This is a genomic window from Bradyrhizobium sp. (genome assembly GCF_028868675.1).
Taxonomy (GTDB): Bacteria; Pseudomonadota; Alphaproteobacteria; order Rhizobiales; family Xanthobacteraceae; genus Bradyrhizobium.
In genome coordinates this window covers 1-16,308 of the sequence record NZ_JAGWUA010000027.1, presented here as the reverse complement: position 1 = coordinate 16,308, position 16,308 = coordinate 1, and the positions used below count along the sequence as shown (strand labels likewise).

Below are 16,308 nucleotides of genomic sequence, written 5' to 3'. Positions count from 1 at the left end.
ATGCCGGGCTTCTTCATCGACAGGCCGATCTTCGCCTGGGTGGTTGCGCTGTTCATCTGCCTGATCGGCGCGATCGCGATACCGCTGCTGCCGATCGCGCAATATCCGATCATCGCGCCGCCCTCGATCTCGATCTCGACCAGCTATCCCGGCGCCTCGCCGGAAAACCTCTACAACAGCGTCACGCGGCTGATCGAGGAGGAGCTCAACGGTGCCGCCGGCATTTTGAACTTCGAATCGACCAGCGACTCGCTCGGCCAGGTCGAGATCACGGCCAATTTCGTGCCGGGCACCGACACCAGCGCAGCCTCGGTCGAGGTGCAGAACCGGATCAAGCGCGTCGAGGCGCGCCTGCCGCGCGCGGTGATCCAGCAGGGCATCTTGATCGAGGAGGCCTCCAGCGCCGTGCTGCAGATCATCACGCTGAACTCGACCGACGGCAGCCTCGACGAGGTGGGGCTGGGCGACTTCATGATCCGCAACGTGCTCGGCGAGATCCGCCGCATTCCCGGCGTCGGCCGCGCCACGCTCTATTCGACCGAGCGCTCGCTTCGCGTCTGGATCGATCCGGCAAAACTCGTCGGTTACGGGCTCACGGCCGACGACGTCAACAAGGCGATCGGCGCCCAGAACGCGCAGGTCGCCTCGGGCAGCATCGGCGCCGAGCCGTCGGCGCCGAACCAGCGCGTTTCCGCGCTCGTGCTGGTCAAGGGCCAGCTCGGCTCGCCCGAGGAGTTCGGCGCCATCATCCTGCGCGCCAACGCCGACGGCTCGACCGTGCGGCTGCGCGATGTGGCGCGGATCGAGGTCGGCGGCCTCAACTACCAGTTCCAGACCCGGCTCAACGGCAAGCCGACCGCCGGTCTCTCCGTGCTGCTGTCGCCGACCGGCAATGCGCTGGCGACCGCGAGCGCGGTCGAGGCCAAGATGAAGGAGCTGTCGCGCTTCTTCCCGGCCAACATCGCCTACGAGATTCCCTACAACATCACGCCGGTGGTCGAGGCCTCGATCAGGAAGGTACTGTCGACGCTGGTCGAGGCCGTGGTGCTGGTGTTCGTCGTGATGTTCCTGTTCCTGCAGAACATCCGCTACACCATCATCCCGACCATCGTGGTGCCGGTGGCGCTCCTGGGCGCCTGCACCACGCTGCTGCTCGCGGGCTACTCCATCAACATGCTCTCGATGTTCGGCATGGTGCTCGCGGTCGGCATCCTCGTCGACGACGCCATCGTCGTGGTCGAGAACGTCGAGCGCATCATGGCGGAGGAAGGCCTGCCGCCGAAGGAGGCGACCCGCAAGGCGATGACGCAGATCACCGGCGCCATCATCGGCATCACGCTGGTGCTGATGGCGGTGTTCGTGCCGATGGCGTTCTTCCCGGGCTCGGTCGGCATCATCTATCGCCAGTTCTCGGTGACCATGGTCGCGGCGATCGGCTTCTCGGCCTTCCTCGCGCTGTCGCTGACGCCAGCCTTGTGCGCGACGTTGCTGAAGCCGGTCGCCAAGGGCCACGGTCACTCGGGCGGCGGCGTATTCGGCCGGTTCAACCGCATCCTGGAAGCCGGCAGGTTCGGCTATGCGCGCACCGTCGGCTTCGCGCTGAAGCGCACCGGGCGGCTGATGCTGGTCTATGCCGCGCTGCTCATCGGTCTCTCCCTCGCCTTCGTCAGCCTGCCCGGCGGCTTCCTGCCGGTCGACGACCAGGGTTTCGTCACCACCGACGTGCAGACGCCGTCGGACTCCTCCTATGCACGCACCGAGGCCGTGGTGGAGAAGGTGGAGAAATATCTGGCCGCGCGGCCCGGCGTCGAGGACGTCACCTTCCTGACCGGTTTCAGCTTCTCCGGCCAGGGCATGAACACCGCGCAGGCCTTCATCACCCTGAAGGACTGGTCGGAGCGCGGGCCGAAAGAGTCCGCCGCGGCGCTGGTCGCCGACATCAACCGCGACCTCGCGACCGTGCGCGACGCCAAGATTACCGCGCTGCAGCCGCCGCCGATCGACAATCTCGGCAACTCATCGGGATTCTCCTTCCGCCTGCAGGACCGCGGCCAGAAGGGCTATCCGGCGCTGATGCGCGCCGCCGACCAGCTCATCCGGGAGGCCAATGCGAGCCCGGTGCTGCAGAAGGTCTATGTCGAGGGCCTGCCGGAGGCTCCGCAGGTCGATCTGACGATCGACCGCGAGAAGGCCGGCGCCTTCGGCGTCACCTTCGAGGACATCAACAACACGATCTCGACCAATCTCGGCTCGAACTACGTCAACGACTTCCCGAACCGCGGCCGCATGCAGCGCGTGGTGGTGCAGGCGGACAGCGCCGACCGCATGAAGACCGAGGACATCCTCAACTACAACGTCAGGAATAGCCGCGGCCAGCTCGTGCCGTTCTCATCCTTCGCGACGGTGGAGTGGTCGCGCGGTCCGACCCAGATCGCAGGCTTCAACTATTATCCGGCGGTGCGCATCTCCGGCGAGGCGCGGCCCGGCTTCACCTCGGGCGATGCGATCGCCGAGATGGAGCGGCTCGCCGGCAGGCTGCCGCGCGGCTTCGGCTATGAATGGACCGGTCAGTCGCTCCAGGAAAAGCTGTCGGGCTCGCAGGCTCCGTTCCTGCTCGCGCTCTCGGTGCTGGTGGTGTTCCTGTGCCTCGCCGCGCTCTACGAGAGCTGGACCATTCCGCTCGCGGTGCTCTTGACCGTGCCGCTCGGCATCACCGGCGCGGTGATCGCGGCGATGCTGCGCGGGCTTCCCAACGACGTCTATTTCACCGTCGGCCTCATCACCATCATCGGGCTCGCCGCCAAGGACGCGATCCTGATCATCGAATTCGCCAGGGATTTGCGCAGGGAGGGCAGGCCGCTGGTGGAAGCCACCGTCGAGGCCTGCCGCCTGCGCTTCCGCCCGATCCTGATGACCGGCCTCGCCTTCATCTGCGGCGTCATCCCGATGGCGATTGCGCAGGGCGCCGGCGGCGCCAGCCAGCAGTCGCTCGGCACCGTCGTGATGGGCGGCATGATCGCGGTGGTCATCCTCGCGCTGTTGATGGTGCCGGTGTTCTTCGTCTCCGTGCAGCGCGTGCTGGCGGGAGATCGGGAGGCGGAGGAGAAGCTGGAAGCCGAGCCGGTTGGCGGGCCCGCGCTGGCGCCGCCATCGTAACTCCGTCGTCATTCCGGGGCGCGCGAAGCGCGAACCCGGAATCCATCGCGCCGCGCGTCCTGTGGATGAATGGATTCCGGGCCCGCGCCAGGAGGCGCGTCCCGGAATGACGATGCAGAAAGAGTGGCGCGAATTTACCCCGCCAGCGGCTTCAAGATCCGCACCAGCTCCCCGTGCACGAACTCGTTGCCGCACACGACGTTCCCTGTCACCAGCGCGTCGCCGGAGGTGTCGATGTCGCTGACGATGCCGCCGGCTTCGCGGACCATGATCTGGCCGGCCGCGATGTCCCAGGGCTGCAGATTGCGCTCCCAGTAGCCGTCCAGCCGTCCGGCGGCGACGAAGGCGAGGTCGAGCGAGGCGGCGCCGAAGCGGCGGAAGCCCGCGAGCCTGGTCTGCAGCGCGGCCATTTCCTTCCGCGCCAGGTCGTGGTCGCCGCGGCCGATATGCGGCAGCCCGCAGGCCACCACGCATTCGTCGAGCTTGCGGCGGCCGGCCACCCGCAGGCGCTGGTCGTTGAGGAAGGCGCCCTTGCCGCGCTCGGCGATGTAGAGCTCGTCGTTGGCGGGATTGTAGATCACGCCCGCGATCACCGTGCCCTCGCGCGAAAGCCCGATCGAGATCGCGAATTGCGGAATGCCGTGCAGGAAGTTGGTGGTGCCGTCGAGGGGATCGACGATCCAGGTGTGGCTCTTGTCGGTGCCCTCGCGCGTGCCCCCTTCCTCGCCGATGAAGCCGTAGCCGGGCCGCGCCTTGGCGAGGTCGGTGTAGAGCATCTCCTCGGCGCGCTTGTCGGCGAGCGAGACGAAATTCGCCGGCCCCTTCAGCGACACCTGCAGATGCTCGATCTCGCCGAGATCGCGCTTGAGGCTGCGGCCGGCGCGGCGCGCCGCCTTGACCATGACGTTGATAGTGGCGGAATACAGCATGAGGTTCGGTCTCGATCGGGAGAAACGGCGAGGCCGTCGGATTTGAGGCAATGGGGTGCCCTGCGCTCAGGCCGGCGTCAAGTCATTTGACCCCGAGCCATTTTCTGGCGGAGGCCTCGGCCCTGGCCCGGTCGTCGGCATTGAGCTCGGAGAGCTGCTTGTCGAGCTCGGGATCGCCCTTGCCGCCGCTCTTGGCCACCAGGTGCCACTTGAAGCCCTCGACCTTGTCCACCGGTGCGCCCATGCCGTTGATCAGCACCCAGGCGAGCCGGTTCTGCGCGATCGGCGAGTTCTGCCGGGCCGCCTTGCGCAGCAGCGCCACCGCGGCCGGCGGGTTGCGCGGCGTCCCCGTGCCGTTGAACAGCGCGATCGCGTACTCGACCTCCGCGTCGACATTGTCGGCGAGCGAGGCGGCCTGCAACAGCCGCACCGCCCGCTCGACGTCCTTCTCGACGCCGGTGCCTTCCTTGTAGAAGGTCGCCAGCGCGTATTGCGCCTCGGGCAGCCCCGCGTCGGCCGCCTGGCGCAGCAGTTCGGCGGCGCGGCGCACGTCCTGCGGCAGCGTCTGCCCGTCGAGATAGAGCAGCGCGAGATTGTAGGCCGCCTTGGGCTCGCCGAGCTTGGCGGATGACGCCAGCAGTTTCACCGCCTCGTTCTTGTCGACGGGGCCGCCGCGGCCGGCTATGCGCATCATCGCGAGCGCGAACATGCCTTCGCGATCGCCGGCGTCGGAGGCGCGCTTGTACCATTCGACCGCCTTGGCATAGTCGCGCTTGACGCCGAGCCCGCTGGACAACAGCTCGCCCAGCATGGTCATCGCCTTGGCGTCGCCTCCTTGCGCGCGCACCGTCGCGAGATCGAAGGCGGTCTTGTACTGGCCGCGCTGATAGGCGCCGAACACCAGATCGACGCTGGAATTGTCGGTCGGCGGCGCGGGGATCACGGTCGCGGCGGGCGCCGGGCTCGGCGAGGGAGACGGCGAGGGTTTTGGCGCGGGCTGCGCCTCCTTCTTCCCGGTCACCGCATGCGGCTTGGCCTTGCCCTTCTCGGGCGGCGGAACGGGCGTCGTCGCAGGCGGCGGCGCCAGCGATATCTGTGCAGAAGCGGGCGCCGCGAGTGCGAGCGTGACGAGGATTGCGGTGGAGCGCGCGAGTTTCATGGTCCGTCGCTAGCCCTGCGCCGTGTCGGCAGGTGCGGTCGCATCCGCATAGCCCTTCCCGATGGCCGCTTCCGCATCGGCGAGCGCGGCCTTCGGTCCGCGCGGATCGGACCAGACGGCATCGCCGACCAGCACGAAATCGGCGCCGGCGGCCGCGAACTCGCAGGCTTCCACGGCCGACGTCGCAAAGCCGACACAGGGCGGCTCGAACAGCTCGGCCCACCATTCCAGCCGCTCCGCGATCGCCTGGGCCGAAGGCCGCTGGCCGCGCGCGTCCGGCTCACCGAACAGCACGTAGTCCGCGCCCATCTCGCCCGCGGCCATGGAATCGTGGCGCGTGACGAGCCCGCCCGCGCCGGCAATGCGGTCCGGCTTCAGCGAGCCGATCGCCTCTTCCAGCGCGGCGATGCCGGTCAGATGCGCGCCGTCGGCCCCGGCGCGTGCCACCAGCTCCGCATGGCCGTCGATCAGAAGCGCAGCGCCTGCCTTCTGCACCGCCGGCGCCAGCGCCTTCACGCGCGAGATCATGCCGCGCTGGTCGGTCTCCTTCAGCCGCACCAGCACCGCCGCGACGTCGGCCGTGGCGAGCAGGCCGGGCAGCTCGGCGGCGAGCGCTGCCGCATCGTCGACGACCGGCGTCGCGAGATAGAGGCGCGGCTTGGGGCGCGCAGGAGCGGGCTTGGTCGCGGACCTGGTCCCAGACTTGGTCCCAGACTTGGATTTGTTCGACAAGTCTAGGCCGCCTTCTGTTCCAGCGCGCTCGCCCATTCGCCCTTGGTCGCGAGCGCGTTCATCCGCGCGCGATGGGTGAAGGCCTTTTGCCCCGCCGCCACGTTCTCGGCCTTGCCGGACCACGCCTTCTGCGGCGCGGCCTGCAGCGCGCGGCCATAGGAGAAGGTCAGCCGCCACGGCAGCGGGCAGAGCGTGTTCATGGCATTGAGGTGCGCTGTGGCGTCCTCGTCGGACTGGCCGCCGGACAGGAAGGCGATGCCGGGCACGGCAGCGGGCACGCAGGCCTTCAGGAGGCGCACGGTCTTGTCCGCGACCTCGGCGACGGAGGCCTGCTTCGCGCATTTCTTGCCGGAGACCGCCATGTTGGGCTTGAGGATCATGCCCTCCAGTGCTACGCGCTGCACGCGCAATTCCTGGAACGTCTTGTTGAGCACGCGGCTCGTCACCTCGTAGCAGCGGTCGATGTCGTGATCGCCGTCCATCAGCACTTCCGGCTCGACGATGGGCACGATCTGTGCGGCCTGGCACAGCGCCGCGTAGCGCGCCAGCGCATGTGCGTTGACGTGGATCGCGGTCATCGAGGGTATCCCGCTGCCGATGTCTATCACCGCGCGCCATTTGGCGAAACGCGCGCCGCGCTCGTAATATTTCTTCAGCCGCTCGGCGAGCCTGTCGAGCCCGACGGTGACGAGCTCACCCGGGCACATCGGCAGGGCTTGCGTGCCCTCGTCGACCTTGATGCCGGGAATGGCGCCGGCCTGTTCGATCAGCCTGATCAGCGGCGTGCCGTCCTTGGCGTTCTGCCAGATCGTCTCGTCGTAGAGGATCACGCCCGAGATGTGCCGGCTCATCGCGTCGGTGGAGCGGAACAGCATCTCGCGATAGTCGCGGCGGTTGTCTTCCGTCGACTCCACGCCGATCGCATCGAACCGCTTCTTGATCGTGCCGGAGGATTCATCGGCCGCCAGCACGCCCTTGCCCGGTGCCACCATGGCGGTCGCGACCTTGTTCAGCTCAGTCAGATTCATGGAGAGGGTCCTCCCAAAGCGATTCTGCCATGCCCGCGAAAATAGACCGTTCTCGGGCAATTGCCGAGTTAACGTTGGTCGCAGGGGGAGGGCGGGCCGTTCTTACCTCGCCCCGCTTGCGGGGAGAGGTCGGAATTCGCGCGGACAACGCGAATTCCGGGTGAGGGGGACTCTCCGCGAATCCGTCCGGCGCCGTGGACGCCGAGGCAGCCCCTCACCCCAACCCTCTCCCCGCGAAGGGCGGGGAGAGGGAGGGATACATCACGCCACCTTCGGATCGAGCTCGCCCTTGGCGTAGCGCTTGGCCATGTCGGTGGTGGTGAGCACGCGCTTGATCTTGGAGGCCTGCCCTGCGGTGTTGAACTCCTGCAGCCGCTGCTTGCACAGCTTGGTCATCGCCTCCATCGCGGGCTTCAGGTACTTGCGCGGATCGAACTCTTCCGGGCTGTCCTTCAGCACCTTGCGGATCTGGCCGGTCATCGCCATGCGATTGTCGGTGTCGATGTTGATCTTGCGCACGCCGTTCTTGATGCCGCGCTGGATCTCGGAGACCGGCACGCCCCAGGTCGGCTTCATCTTGCCGCCATAGGCGTTGATGATGTCCTGCAGCTCCTGCGGCACCGAAGACGAACCGTGCATCACAAGATGCGTGTTCGGCAGCTTGCGGTGGATCGCCTCGATCACGTTCATGGCGAGGATGTCGCCGTCCGGCTTGCGGGTGAACTTGTAGGCGCCGTGCGAGGTGCCCATCGCGATCGCGAGCGCGTCGACCTTGGTCTCCTTGACGAACTTCACGGCCTCGTCCGGGTTGGTCAGGAGCTGGTCGTGCGACAGCTTGCCTTCCGCGCCGTGCCCGTCTTCCTTGTCGCCCATGCCGGTCTCGAGCGAGCCCAGCACCCCCAACTCGCCCTCGACGGAGATGCCGCCGAGATGCGCCATGGTGGTGACGGTCTTGGTGACGCCGACATTGTAGTCCCAGTCGCCCGGAGTCTTGCCGTCGGCCTTGAGCGAGCCGTCCATCATCACCGAGGTGAATCCGGCCTGGATCGCGGTCATGCAGGTCGCGGGCTCGTTGCCGTGATCGAGATGCACGCAGACCGGGATGTGTGGGTAGATTTCGGTCACCGCGTCCATCATGTGCTTGAGCATGACGTCGTTGGCATAGGCGCGCGCGCCGCGCGAGGCCTGGATGATGACGGGCGCATCGACGCTGTTGGCGGCGTCCATGATCGCCAGCGCCTGCTCCATGTTGTTGATGTTGAAGGCCGGGACGCCGTAGTCGTTCTCCGCCGCATGGTCGAGCAATTGACGCAACGTGATCCGAGCCATCTTTTCTTCTCCCGTTTGGGCCTCAACGGCCAATCGTTACTTCGTTCGCAGGACCTCGACGCCCGGCAGCGGCTTGCCTTCCATCCATTCCAGGAACGCGCCGCCGGCGGTCGAGACATAGGTGAAGTCGGAGGCCACGCCGGCCTGATTGAGGGCCGCGACCGTGTCGCCGCCGCCCGCGACCGAAATCAGCTTCTTGGCCTTGGTGCGCTTGGCGGCGTGCCTGGCCGCCAGCATGGTGCCGCGGTCGAACGGCGTCATCTCGAAGGCGCCGAGCGGCCCGTTCCAGACCAGCGTCGCCGCATCGTCGATTGCGGCATGGATGCGCGCGTTCGACTGCGGACCGACGTCGAGGATCATGCCGTCGGCGGGAATGGCGTCGAGGCCGTAGGCCTGCGACGGAGCGTTGGCTGCGAAATGGAAGGCGACGGTGGCGTCCACGGGCAGGATGATGGCGCAATTGGCGGCTTCCGCCTTCTCCAGGATGCGCAGCGCGGTCGGCGCCAGATCCTTCTCGGCGAGCGACTTGCCGATCGCGACGCCCTGGGCGTGCAGGAAGGTGTTGGCCATGCCGCCGCCGATCACCAGCGCATCGACCTTGGTGACCAGGTTTTCCAGGAGGTCGATCTTGGTCGAGACCTTGGCGCCGCCGATGATCGCGATCACCGGCTTGGTCGGCGCCTCCAGCGCCTTCTCCAGCGCGTCGAGCTCGGCCTGCATGGTGCGCCCCGCATAGGCCGGCAGCTTGTGGCCCAGGCCCTCGGTCGTGGCGTGGGCGCGGTGCGCGGCGGAGAAGGCGTCGTTGACCCAGACGTCGCCGAGTTTGGCCAATTCCGCAACGAAGGCCGGATCGTTCTTTTCCTCTTCCTTGTGGAAGCGGGTGTTCTCCAGGCACAGGATGTCGCCGTCCTTCAGGGCGGCGACGGCCTTGGCCGCGACCTCGCCGATGCAGTCGTCGGCGAAGCCGACCGGCTTCTTGACCACATGCGCCAGCGCCTCGGCGACGGGCTTCAGCGACTCCTTGGGATCGCGTCCCTTCGGCCGGCCGAAATGCGCGAGCAGGATGACCTTGCCGCCCTTGTCCGAGAGCTCGGTGATGGTGGGGGCGACACGCTCGAGCCGCGTTGCGTCGGTGACGCGTCCGTTCTCCATGGGCACGTTGAGGTCGACGCGCAGCAGCACGCGCTTGCCTTTCACGTCGACGTCGTCGAGGGTGCGGAAGCTCTTCGCCATTTGAACACTCTCTTGTCCCGGGCGCACTGCGGCACGAAGTGCCGCCGTGCAGAACCGGGACCTACGCTGTGTGGGCCCCGGCTCTGCCGCGCACCGTGAAGGCACGCTGCGCCGCGTCCGGGACGCAAGACCTAGATCACCTTCGCCATCGCAACGGCGGTGTCCGCCATGCGGTTCGAAAAACCCCACTCGTTGTCGTACCAGGACATCACGCGCACCAGCGTGCCGTTCTGCACCTTGGTCTGGTCCTCGTGGAACGTCGAGGAGTGCGGGTCGTGGTTGAAGTCGATCGAGACGTTCGGCGCGCTGGTGTAGCCGAGGATGCCCTTGAGCTGCTGCTCGGAGGCGCGCTTCATCGCGGCGTTGACTTCCTTGGCGTCGGTCGCGCGCTTGGCGACGATCTTGAGGTCGACCACCGAGACGTTCGGGGTCGGCACGCGGATCGCGACGCCGTCGAGCTTGCCCTTGAGCTCCGGCAGCACGAGGCCGATCGCCTTCGCCGCACCCGTCGAGGTCGGGATCATCGACATCGCCGCCGCGCGGCCGCGGTAGAGATCCTTGTGCAGCGTGTCCAGCGTCGGCTGGTCACCGGTATAGGCGTGGATCGTGGTCATGAAGCCGGTCTCGATGCCGACCAGGTCGTTCAGCACCTTGGCGACCGGCGCGAGGCAGTTGGTGGTGCAGGAGCCATTGGAGACGACCATGTGATCCCTGGTCAGTGCGTCGTGGTTGACGCCGTAGACGATGGTGGCGTCGGCGCCGTCGGCGGGCGCGGAGACCAGCACGCGCTTGGCGCCGGCGGCGAGATGCGCGGAGGCCTTGTCCTTCGAGGTGAAGATGCCGGTGCACTCCATCGCGATGTCGACGCCGAGAGCCTTCCACGGCAGCTTCGAGGGATCGCGCTCGGCGGTGACCTTGATCTTGTTGGCGCCGAGGCTGATCGTGTCGCCGTCGACGGTCACGGTGCTGGGGAAGCGGCCGTGCACGGAGTCGAAGCGCAACAGGTGCGCATTGGTCTCGACCGGGCCGAGGTCGTTGATGCCGACCACCTCGATGTCCTTGCGACCGGACTCGGCGATGGCCCGCAGGATGTTGCGGCCAATGCGGCCAAAACCGTTAATGCCAACGCGGACCACCATGTTTCATCTCCTTCAATGACCGTTCTCATCCCCGAAGACGATTGCTCGTCTGCGAGGGATTTTTGGGCGGACGCCCGGTTCGGCCGGGCGGGGCTGGATCATATGGGGAGCTTGGTAGTCCTTTTTTCCGGCCAGCTCAACACTCAGGATATGCGCTTCAGCACAGCGTTAATCGCAGCCTCGGTGGTAATTCCGAAGTGCTTGAAAAGGTCCTTGGCGGGCGCGCTCGCGCCGAAGCCGTGCATGCCGATGAACTCGCCATCCTGGCCGATCACGGCGTCCCAGCCCCAGCGCACCGCCGCCTCGATCGCGATCCTGATCGGCGCCTTGCCGATGATTTCGGCGCGCCGCGCCTCTGGTTGCGCTAGCAAGAGCTCCAGCGAGGGCACCGAGACCACCCGCGTCGGGATGCCGCGCTCGGCGAGCTGCTTCTGTGCGGCGACCGCGATCTCGACCTCGGAGCCTGAGGCGAAGAACGTCGCCTTCGCCTCGCCCTGGGCCGGGACCAGCTCGTAGGCGCCATGCTGGCAAGGATTTTCATTCGGCGCGCTGGTGCGCAGCTGCGGCAGGTTCTGCCGCGTCAGCGCCAGCACCGTCGGCCCGTCGATGCGGTTCAGCGCCAGCTCCCAGCACTCGGCGACCTCGATCGCGTCGCAGGGGCGGAACACGCGCATGTTGGGAACGGCTCGCAACGCGGCGAGATGCTCGACCGGCTGGTGGGTCGGGCCGTCTTCGCCGAGACCGATGGAATCGTGGGTCATCACATAGACGACGCCCGCGCCCATCAGCGCGGCGAGCCGCATCGCCGGCCGCGCGTAGTCCGTGAACACCAGGAAGGTCGCGCCGTTCGGCGCGAACCCGCCATGCAGGAAAATTCCGTTCATGGCCGCGGCCATGCCGTGCTCGCGGATGCCGTAATGGATGAAGCGCCCCTTCGGCGTCTTGGCCGAGAAGGCAACCGCCGACTTCGCCTTGTTGTTGTTGGAGCCGGTGAGGTCGGCGGATCCCGCGACGAACTCCATCGGCATCGCGGCGGCGATCGCCTCGATCGCGGCTTCGGAGGATTTGCGGGTCGCGGCGATCAGCGGCTTCTCGACCAGGTTCTTCTTGTGCGCCTTCAGCGCCTTTGCCAGCGACGCCGGCCGCTCGTGGCGCAGCCGCCGCTCGAATTCGGCGCGCTTGCGGCTGCCGAGCTCGGAAAAACGCGTCTCCCATTCCTTCCGGGCCGCCGCGCCGCGCGCGCCCGCCGCGCGCCATGCCTTCAACACGTCGTCCGGCACCGAGAACGGCTCGAGCGAGATGCCGAGATTTTCCTTGGCGGCCTTGAGTTCGTCGGCACCTAACGCCTCGCCATGCGCCTTGGCCGTGCCGGCCTTGTGCGGCGCGCCGTAGCCGATGGTGGTGCGGCAGGCGATCAGCGTCGGCTTGTTGGATTTTTTCGCCCGCGCGATCGCGGCCGCGATCGCCGCCTGGTCCTGGCCGTCGATCTTCTCGGCGGCCCAGCCCGCCGACTTGAAACGCTTCACCTGGTCGACCGAGTCCGCGATCGAGGTCGGGCCGTCGATCGAGATGCCGTTGTCGTCGTAGAGCACGACCAGCTTGCCGAGCTTCCAGTGCCCGGCCATCGCGATCGCCTCCTGCGACACGCCCTCCATCAGGTCGCCGTCGGAAGCGAGCACGTAGGTGTGATGGTCGACGATCTTCTTGCCGAACTCGGCCGCCAGCATCTTCTCGGCGAGCGCCATGCCGACCGCGGTCGAGATGCCCTGGCCGAGCGGACCGGTGGTGGTCTCGATGCCCTTGGTATGGAAGTTCTCGGGGTGCCCGGGGGTCAGCGAGCCGAGCTGGCGGAACTGCTTGAGCTGGTCCAGCGTCATGTCGGCATTGCCGGTCAGGTAGAGCAGCGAATAGAGCAGCATCGAGCCGTGGCCGGCCGAGAGCACGAAGCGGTCGCGGTCGGGCCAGCCAGGCTCCGCTGCGTCGTATTTCAAAACCTGCGTGAACAAGACGGTGGCGATGTCGGCGGCGCCCATCGGCAGGCCGGGATGGCCGGATTTGGCCTTCTCGACGGCATCCATCGAAAGCCCGCGGATCGCATTGGCCATACGGGTGGGATCGACCTGCGTCATGATGAAAATCCGTCTGAAATGAAGCGCTTGGTGGTGCGTGCGCCGCGCGGGAAGAAGCCTGCGGTCGGGGCTGGGATAGCATCCCGGTTCCGGGAGTCCAAGGCAATCGAACGCCGGAAAGGCCGCAAAAGTTGCTTAGCAGTGCATAGTTTCCCGGCGGCGTTGCGCCGGGCTTGCTTGCCACGTAAATTTCCTCTTCTAACCGCTTGCCGAACCGAGTCTTTTGCCGGGCGGCAAGTCCCGATAGAGGCCCGACCAGAGGTTCGCCACCGACTGCATGAATAATCGCGCCGCCAACAGTTCCGCCACGACGGAGACCGCTGTCGTCGAGATCGAGATCGCGACGCGCAGGCTCATGGCCGCGCTCGACGCGCTGGAGAGCGCGGTCGAGCGGCGACGCGATGCCGATCGCGACGAGAACGAGCTCGCGACGCGAATCCAGGCGCTCGGCGCCGACCGCTCGCGATTGGCCGACGAGCTCGACGGCGCGCTGGTGAAGGCGCGCAAGCTCGAACGCGCCAATCGCGACATCTCCGATCGGCTCGATGCGGCGATCGTCACGATCCGTTCGGTGCTCGATACCGGAGAGGATTCATGAGCCACATCAACGTCACCATCAACGGCCGGCAATTCCGCATGGCCTGCGAGGAAGGGCAGGAGGTGCGGCTGTTGAAGCTGGCCGAGAATCTCGAGACGCGCATCCAGGCGTTGCGCGGCAAGTTCGGCGAGATCGGCGACGCGCGGCTCACCGTGATGGCGGCGCTGATGGCCTGCGACGAATTGGTCGATGCAGGAAACCGCGTCCGCACGCTGGAGGCGGAGGTGGGCGAGCTGCGCGATTTCCGCAACGCCGCCGCCGAGCGCGCCAGGCTGACGCAAACCGCGGTGGTCAATGCGCTCAACGCGGCCGCCGAGCGCATCGAGAAATCGACCCAGGTGCTGAACCGGACCGTCGGCAGCGGCATCGCGATCGGCTGATCGCTGCGCGTGCGGGCTGGCGGTTCGGAACCATCGTTGCTAGATTGCAGAGGCGAGGCTGTGACGCGCGTCAGGAGCCATAATATCCCCGGGGCCTTATCGATCCTTTAGGGAACTGTCCCTGGCCGGGTCCGTGGACCCGGACATATGGTGCCCACCTACTTTCGTAGGGAACTCCGGGATCGAGTGCTTCAACGGCGTCTACGGCTTCGCGCTTTCTGCTTCTGGCTTTGCCTTCCGGTTCGTGCCTGTCGAATTGTGCGTCAGACTGCGGCGGTCCAGTTCAGTGCGATGTCATGCTTCGCTCAAGCGGGGCATCCAGTACGCCGCGGCGTCCGAGTGAGACCATCACCGCCCCTGCAATACTGGATCGCCTGCTCCGTTGCGTAAGTTGCGCATGAGGCGGGTGATGACCTGGGACCGAAGCACATGACCAACTCCAAAGCCGAGCTCCGCGCCAAAGCCCTCGCCAGGCGCGATGCGCTGAGCGAGAAGAAACGCATCTCCGCCGCCGCCAGGCTCGCCAAACGCGGCCTGCCGTTCAATCTCATCCCCGGCAGCATCGTCTCCGGCTACTCGCCAATCCGCAACGAGATCGACCCGGCGCCGCTGATGCGGAAGCTTGCGGAGCAGGGCGCGCGGCTGGCGCTGCCCTGCGTCACCGCGCGCGGCCAGTCGCTGATCTTCCGCGCCTGGAATCCGGCCGACCGCCTGATGCTGGGCCCACTCGGCATTCCCGAGCCGTCGGTGGCGGCCGCCGAAGTCGTCCCCGACATCATGCTGGTGCCGCTCGCGGCCTTCGACCGGCGCGGCCACCGCATCGGCTATGGCGCGGGGCATTACGATTTCACCTTCACCCACCTGCGCAAGACCAAGCACATCCTCGGCGTCGGGCTCGCCTTCGCGGCACAGGAGATCGAGGCGGTTCCCGCACTATCGCACGACGTCGCGCTGGATTATGTGCTAACGGAAGCCGACGCGTTCGATTTCCGGAGTGGTGAAGTTGCGCATTCTCTTCGTGGGTGACGTGGTCGGCCGGGCCGGCCGCAGCGCCGTCGCCGAACATCTGCCCGGCATGATCCGCGGCTGGTCGCTCGACCTCGTCGTCGTCAATGGCGAGAACTCGGCCGGCGGCTTCGGCATCACCGAGGCGATCTACCAGGAACTGCTCGATGCCGGCGCCGACGCGGTGACGCTCGGCAACCATTCCTGGGATCAGCGCGAGGCGCTGGTGTTCATCGAGCGCGCCGAGCGGCTGGTGCGGCCGGCGAACTATCCGCGCGGCACGCCGGGCCGCGGCGCGGCGCTGGTCGAGGCCAAGAACGGCCGCCGCGCGCTCGTCGTCAACGCCCTCGGCCGCGTCTTCATGACGCCGTTCGACGATCCCTTCGCAGCGCTCGAGCGCGAGCTCAGCGCCTGCCCCTTGGGCGAGGCGGCGGACGCGATCGTGGTCGACTTCCATTGCGAGGCGTCGAGCGAGAAGCAGGGCATCGGCTATTTCTGCGACGGCCGCGCCAGCCTCGTGGTCGGCACCCACACCCATGTGCCGACCGCCGACCACCAGATCCTCGCCGGCGGCACCGCCTACATGACCGACGCCGGCATGACCGGCGATTACGACTCGATCATCGGCATGCAGAAGGAGGAGCCGCTGCGGCGCTTCACCTCGGGCATTCCCTCCGGCCGCTTCGAGCCGGCCGCCGGCACTGCGACGCTGAGCGGCGTCGCCGTCGAGACCGACGACGCCACCGGCCTCGCGCTCCGCATCGCGCCCGTTCGCGTCGGCGGAAGGCTGGAACCGGCGACGCCAAGATTCTGGCTGAGCTGACGTTGCGTCTTTGACGTCTGGATCATTCCTGCTTCGCTCTCGCACAGCAATGACGAAATGATCCGTCTCAGTCACAACGCTGGAATCCGCCTGGCCGACCTCACATCGCTGCGTGACGCGGATCGGGTGACGACGATCGGCGTCGCTCGTCAATCGCAGGTTTGAGAAGGTCGCCGGATGTTGAGCACAAGCTTCGGCAGGACCTGCCGGGTATCGAGCCGGAAGGCGCAGTTCCGGTGTCGCGGGCGCCCATCCGACGATAGAATGGCGCTGCATCGGGATCAGACTCGATCACCATCTGACGTGCGCCCATTCTCCGCGCAGTTCGGCTTGCCCAGTTCAACAGCGCTTTTCCTGTGCCCTTTCGCAGGCCTTCAGGCTCGACGAAGAGTTTCAAGAGTTGGGCATTGCCGCCATCGATCCCGACCTGCACCACACCTGCCGGTCTGCCGTCCTGTTCGGCGACCGCGACGTGTGTCAGTTCGAGGTCTCGCGGGCCAAACGACAGCTCGGCACGGCAGGCGTTCATGAACGCGTCATCATAGCCCCAGACCGCCTTGGATCTGAAGCAGAGGTCCGAGAGTGCGGGTAGTTCGTCTGCGCTTGGGGTTCGGATGATCAATGCGAGGCGGCACTCCCGTGAATCGAGGAAGAAGCCAATTGCGAAG

General features: G+C 66.9%; 14 protein-coding genes and 1 other RNA gene. 6 read left to right on the top strand and 9 right to left on the bottom strand.

The features are described 5' to 3' along the window. Positions 1-3,156, top strand: a complete 3,156-nt coding sequence (locus KGM94_RS06105) for a multidrug efflux RND transporter permease subunit (RefSeq protein ID WP_300255959.1) — start codon at positions 1-3, stop codon at positions 3,154-3,156. Between the two features lie 134 nt (positions 3,157-3,290). On the opposite strand, the gene KGM94_RS06100 is transcribed toward KGM94_RS06105, so the two are convergent. The 8 genes from KGM94_RS06100 to tkt all read right to left on the bottom strand — a co-directional run bounded on the left by KGM94_RS06100 (position 3,291) and on the right by tkt (position 12,834). Further along, positions 3,291-4,085, bottom strand: a complete 795-nt coding sequence (locus tag KGM94_RS06100) for an inositol monophosphatase family protein (RefSeq protein ID WP_300255957.1) — start codon at positions 4,083-4,085, stop codon at positions 3,291-3,293. An 82-nt stretch (positions 4,086-4,167) separates the two neighbouring features. Next, positions 4,168-5,244, bottom strand: a complete 1,077-nt coding sequence (locus KGM94_RS06095; protein WP_300255955.1) for a tetratricopeptide repeat protein — start codon at positions 5,242-5,244, stop codon at positions 4,168-4,170. Positions 5,245-5,253: 9 nt separating this feature from the next. After that, positions 5,254-5,976, bottom strand: a complete 723-nt coding sequence (locus KGM94_RS06090; protein WP_300255953.1) for a thiamine phosphate synthase — start codon at positions 5,974-5,976, stop codon at positions 5,254-5,256. 2 nt (positions 5,977-5,978) lie between these two features. Beyond that, the gene (locus tag KGM94_RS06085) at positions 5,979-7,004 is read right to left on the bottom strand and encodes a class I fructose-bisphosphate aldolase (RefSeq protein WP_300255951.1); all 1,026 of its coding nucleotides are present in this window, start codon (positions 7,002-7,004) and stop codon (positions 5,979-5,981) included. A 261-nt stretch (positions 7,005-7,265) separates the two neighbouring features. Then, entirely contained in the window at positions 7,266-8,333 is a 1,068-nt protein-coding gene (gene fba, locus KGM94_RS06080; RefSeq protein ID WP_300255949.1) for a class II fructose-bisphosphate aldolase, read from the bottom strand. A 36-nt stretch (positions 8,334-8,369) separates the two neighbouring features. Then, on the bottom strand, positions 8,370-9,566 hold the full coding sequence (locus KGM94_RS06075) for a phosphoglycerate kinase (protein ID WP_300255947.1): 1,197 nt from the start codon (positions 9,564-9,566) through the stop codon (positions 8,370-8,372). A gap of 131 nt (positions 9,567-9,697) precedes the next feature. Then, on the bottom strand, positions 9,698-10,705 hold the full coding sequence (gene gap / locus KGM94_RS06070; RefSeq protein WP_300255945.1) for a type I glyceraldehyde-3-phosphate dehydrogenase: 1,008 nt from the start codon (positions 10,703-10,705) through the stop codon (positions 9,698-9,700). A gap of 143 nt (positions 10,706-10,848) precedes the next feature. Beyond that, complete coding sequence (tkt, locus tag KGM94_RS06065) at positions 10,849-12,834, bottom strand: transketolase (protein WP_300255943.1); 1,986 nt, start codon at positions 12,832-12,834, stop codon at positions 10,849-10,851. Positions 12,835-13,111: 277 nt separating this feature from the next. On the opposite strand from tkt, the gene KGM94_RS06060 reads away from it, so the two are divergent. From KGM94_RS06060 to KGM94_RS06040, 5 genes are all read left to right on the top strand, one after another. After that, entirely contained in the window at positions 13,112-13,432 is a 321-nt protein-coding gene (locus KGM94_RS06060; RefSeq protein ID WP_300255941.1) for a DUF4164 domain-containing protein, read from the top strand. Beyond that, positions 13,429-13,812, top strand: coding sequence for a cell division protein ZapA (locus tag KGM94_RS06055; RefSeq protein WP_300255939.1), 384 nt, complete (start codon positions 13,429-13,431; stop codon positions 13,810-13,812). The genes KGM94_RS06060 and KGM94_RS06055 overlap by 4 nt, the downstream gene beginning before the upstream one ends. A 52-nt stretch (positions 13,813-13,864) precedes the next feature. Beyond that, positions 13,865-14,026, top strand: a non-coding RNA gene (gene ssrS / locus KGM94_RS06050) — 6S RNA. Positions 14,027-14,241: 215 nt separating this feature from the next. Beyond that, a complete protein-coding gene (locus tag KGM94_RS06045) occupies positions 14,242-14,838 on the top strand; it encodes a 5-formyltetrahydrofolate cyclo-ligase (RefSeq protein ID WP_300255938.1) in 597 nt (198 codons plus the stop codon). Further along, positions 14,816-15,640: a TIGR00282 family metallophosphoesterase gene (locus KGM94_RS06040; protein ID WP_300255936.1), complete on the top strand. Its 825-nt coding sequence runs from the start codon at positions 14,816-14,818 to the stop codon at positions 15,638-15,640. The genes KGM94_RS06045 and KGM94_RS06040 overlap by 23 nt, the downstream gene beginning before the upstream one ends. Before the next feature lie 100 nt (positions 15,641-15,740). Here the strand turns inward: KGM94_RS06040 and KGM94_RS06035 are convergent. Beyond that, on the bottom strand, positions 15,741-16,308 hold a 568-nt coding region (locus KGM94_RS06035; protein WP_300255934.1), incomplete at its 5' end, for a GNAT family N-acetyltransferase.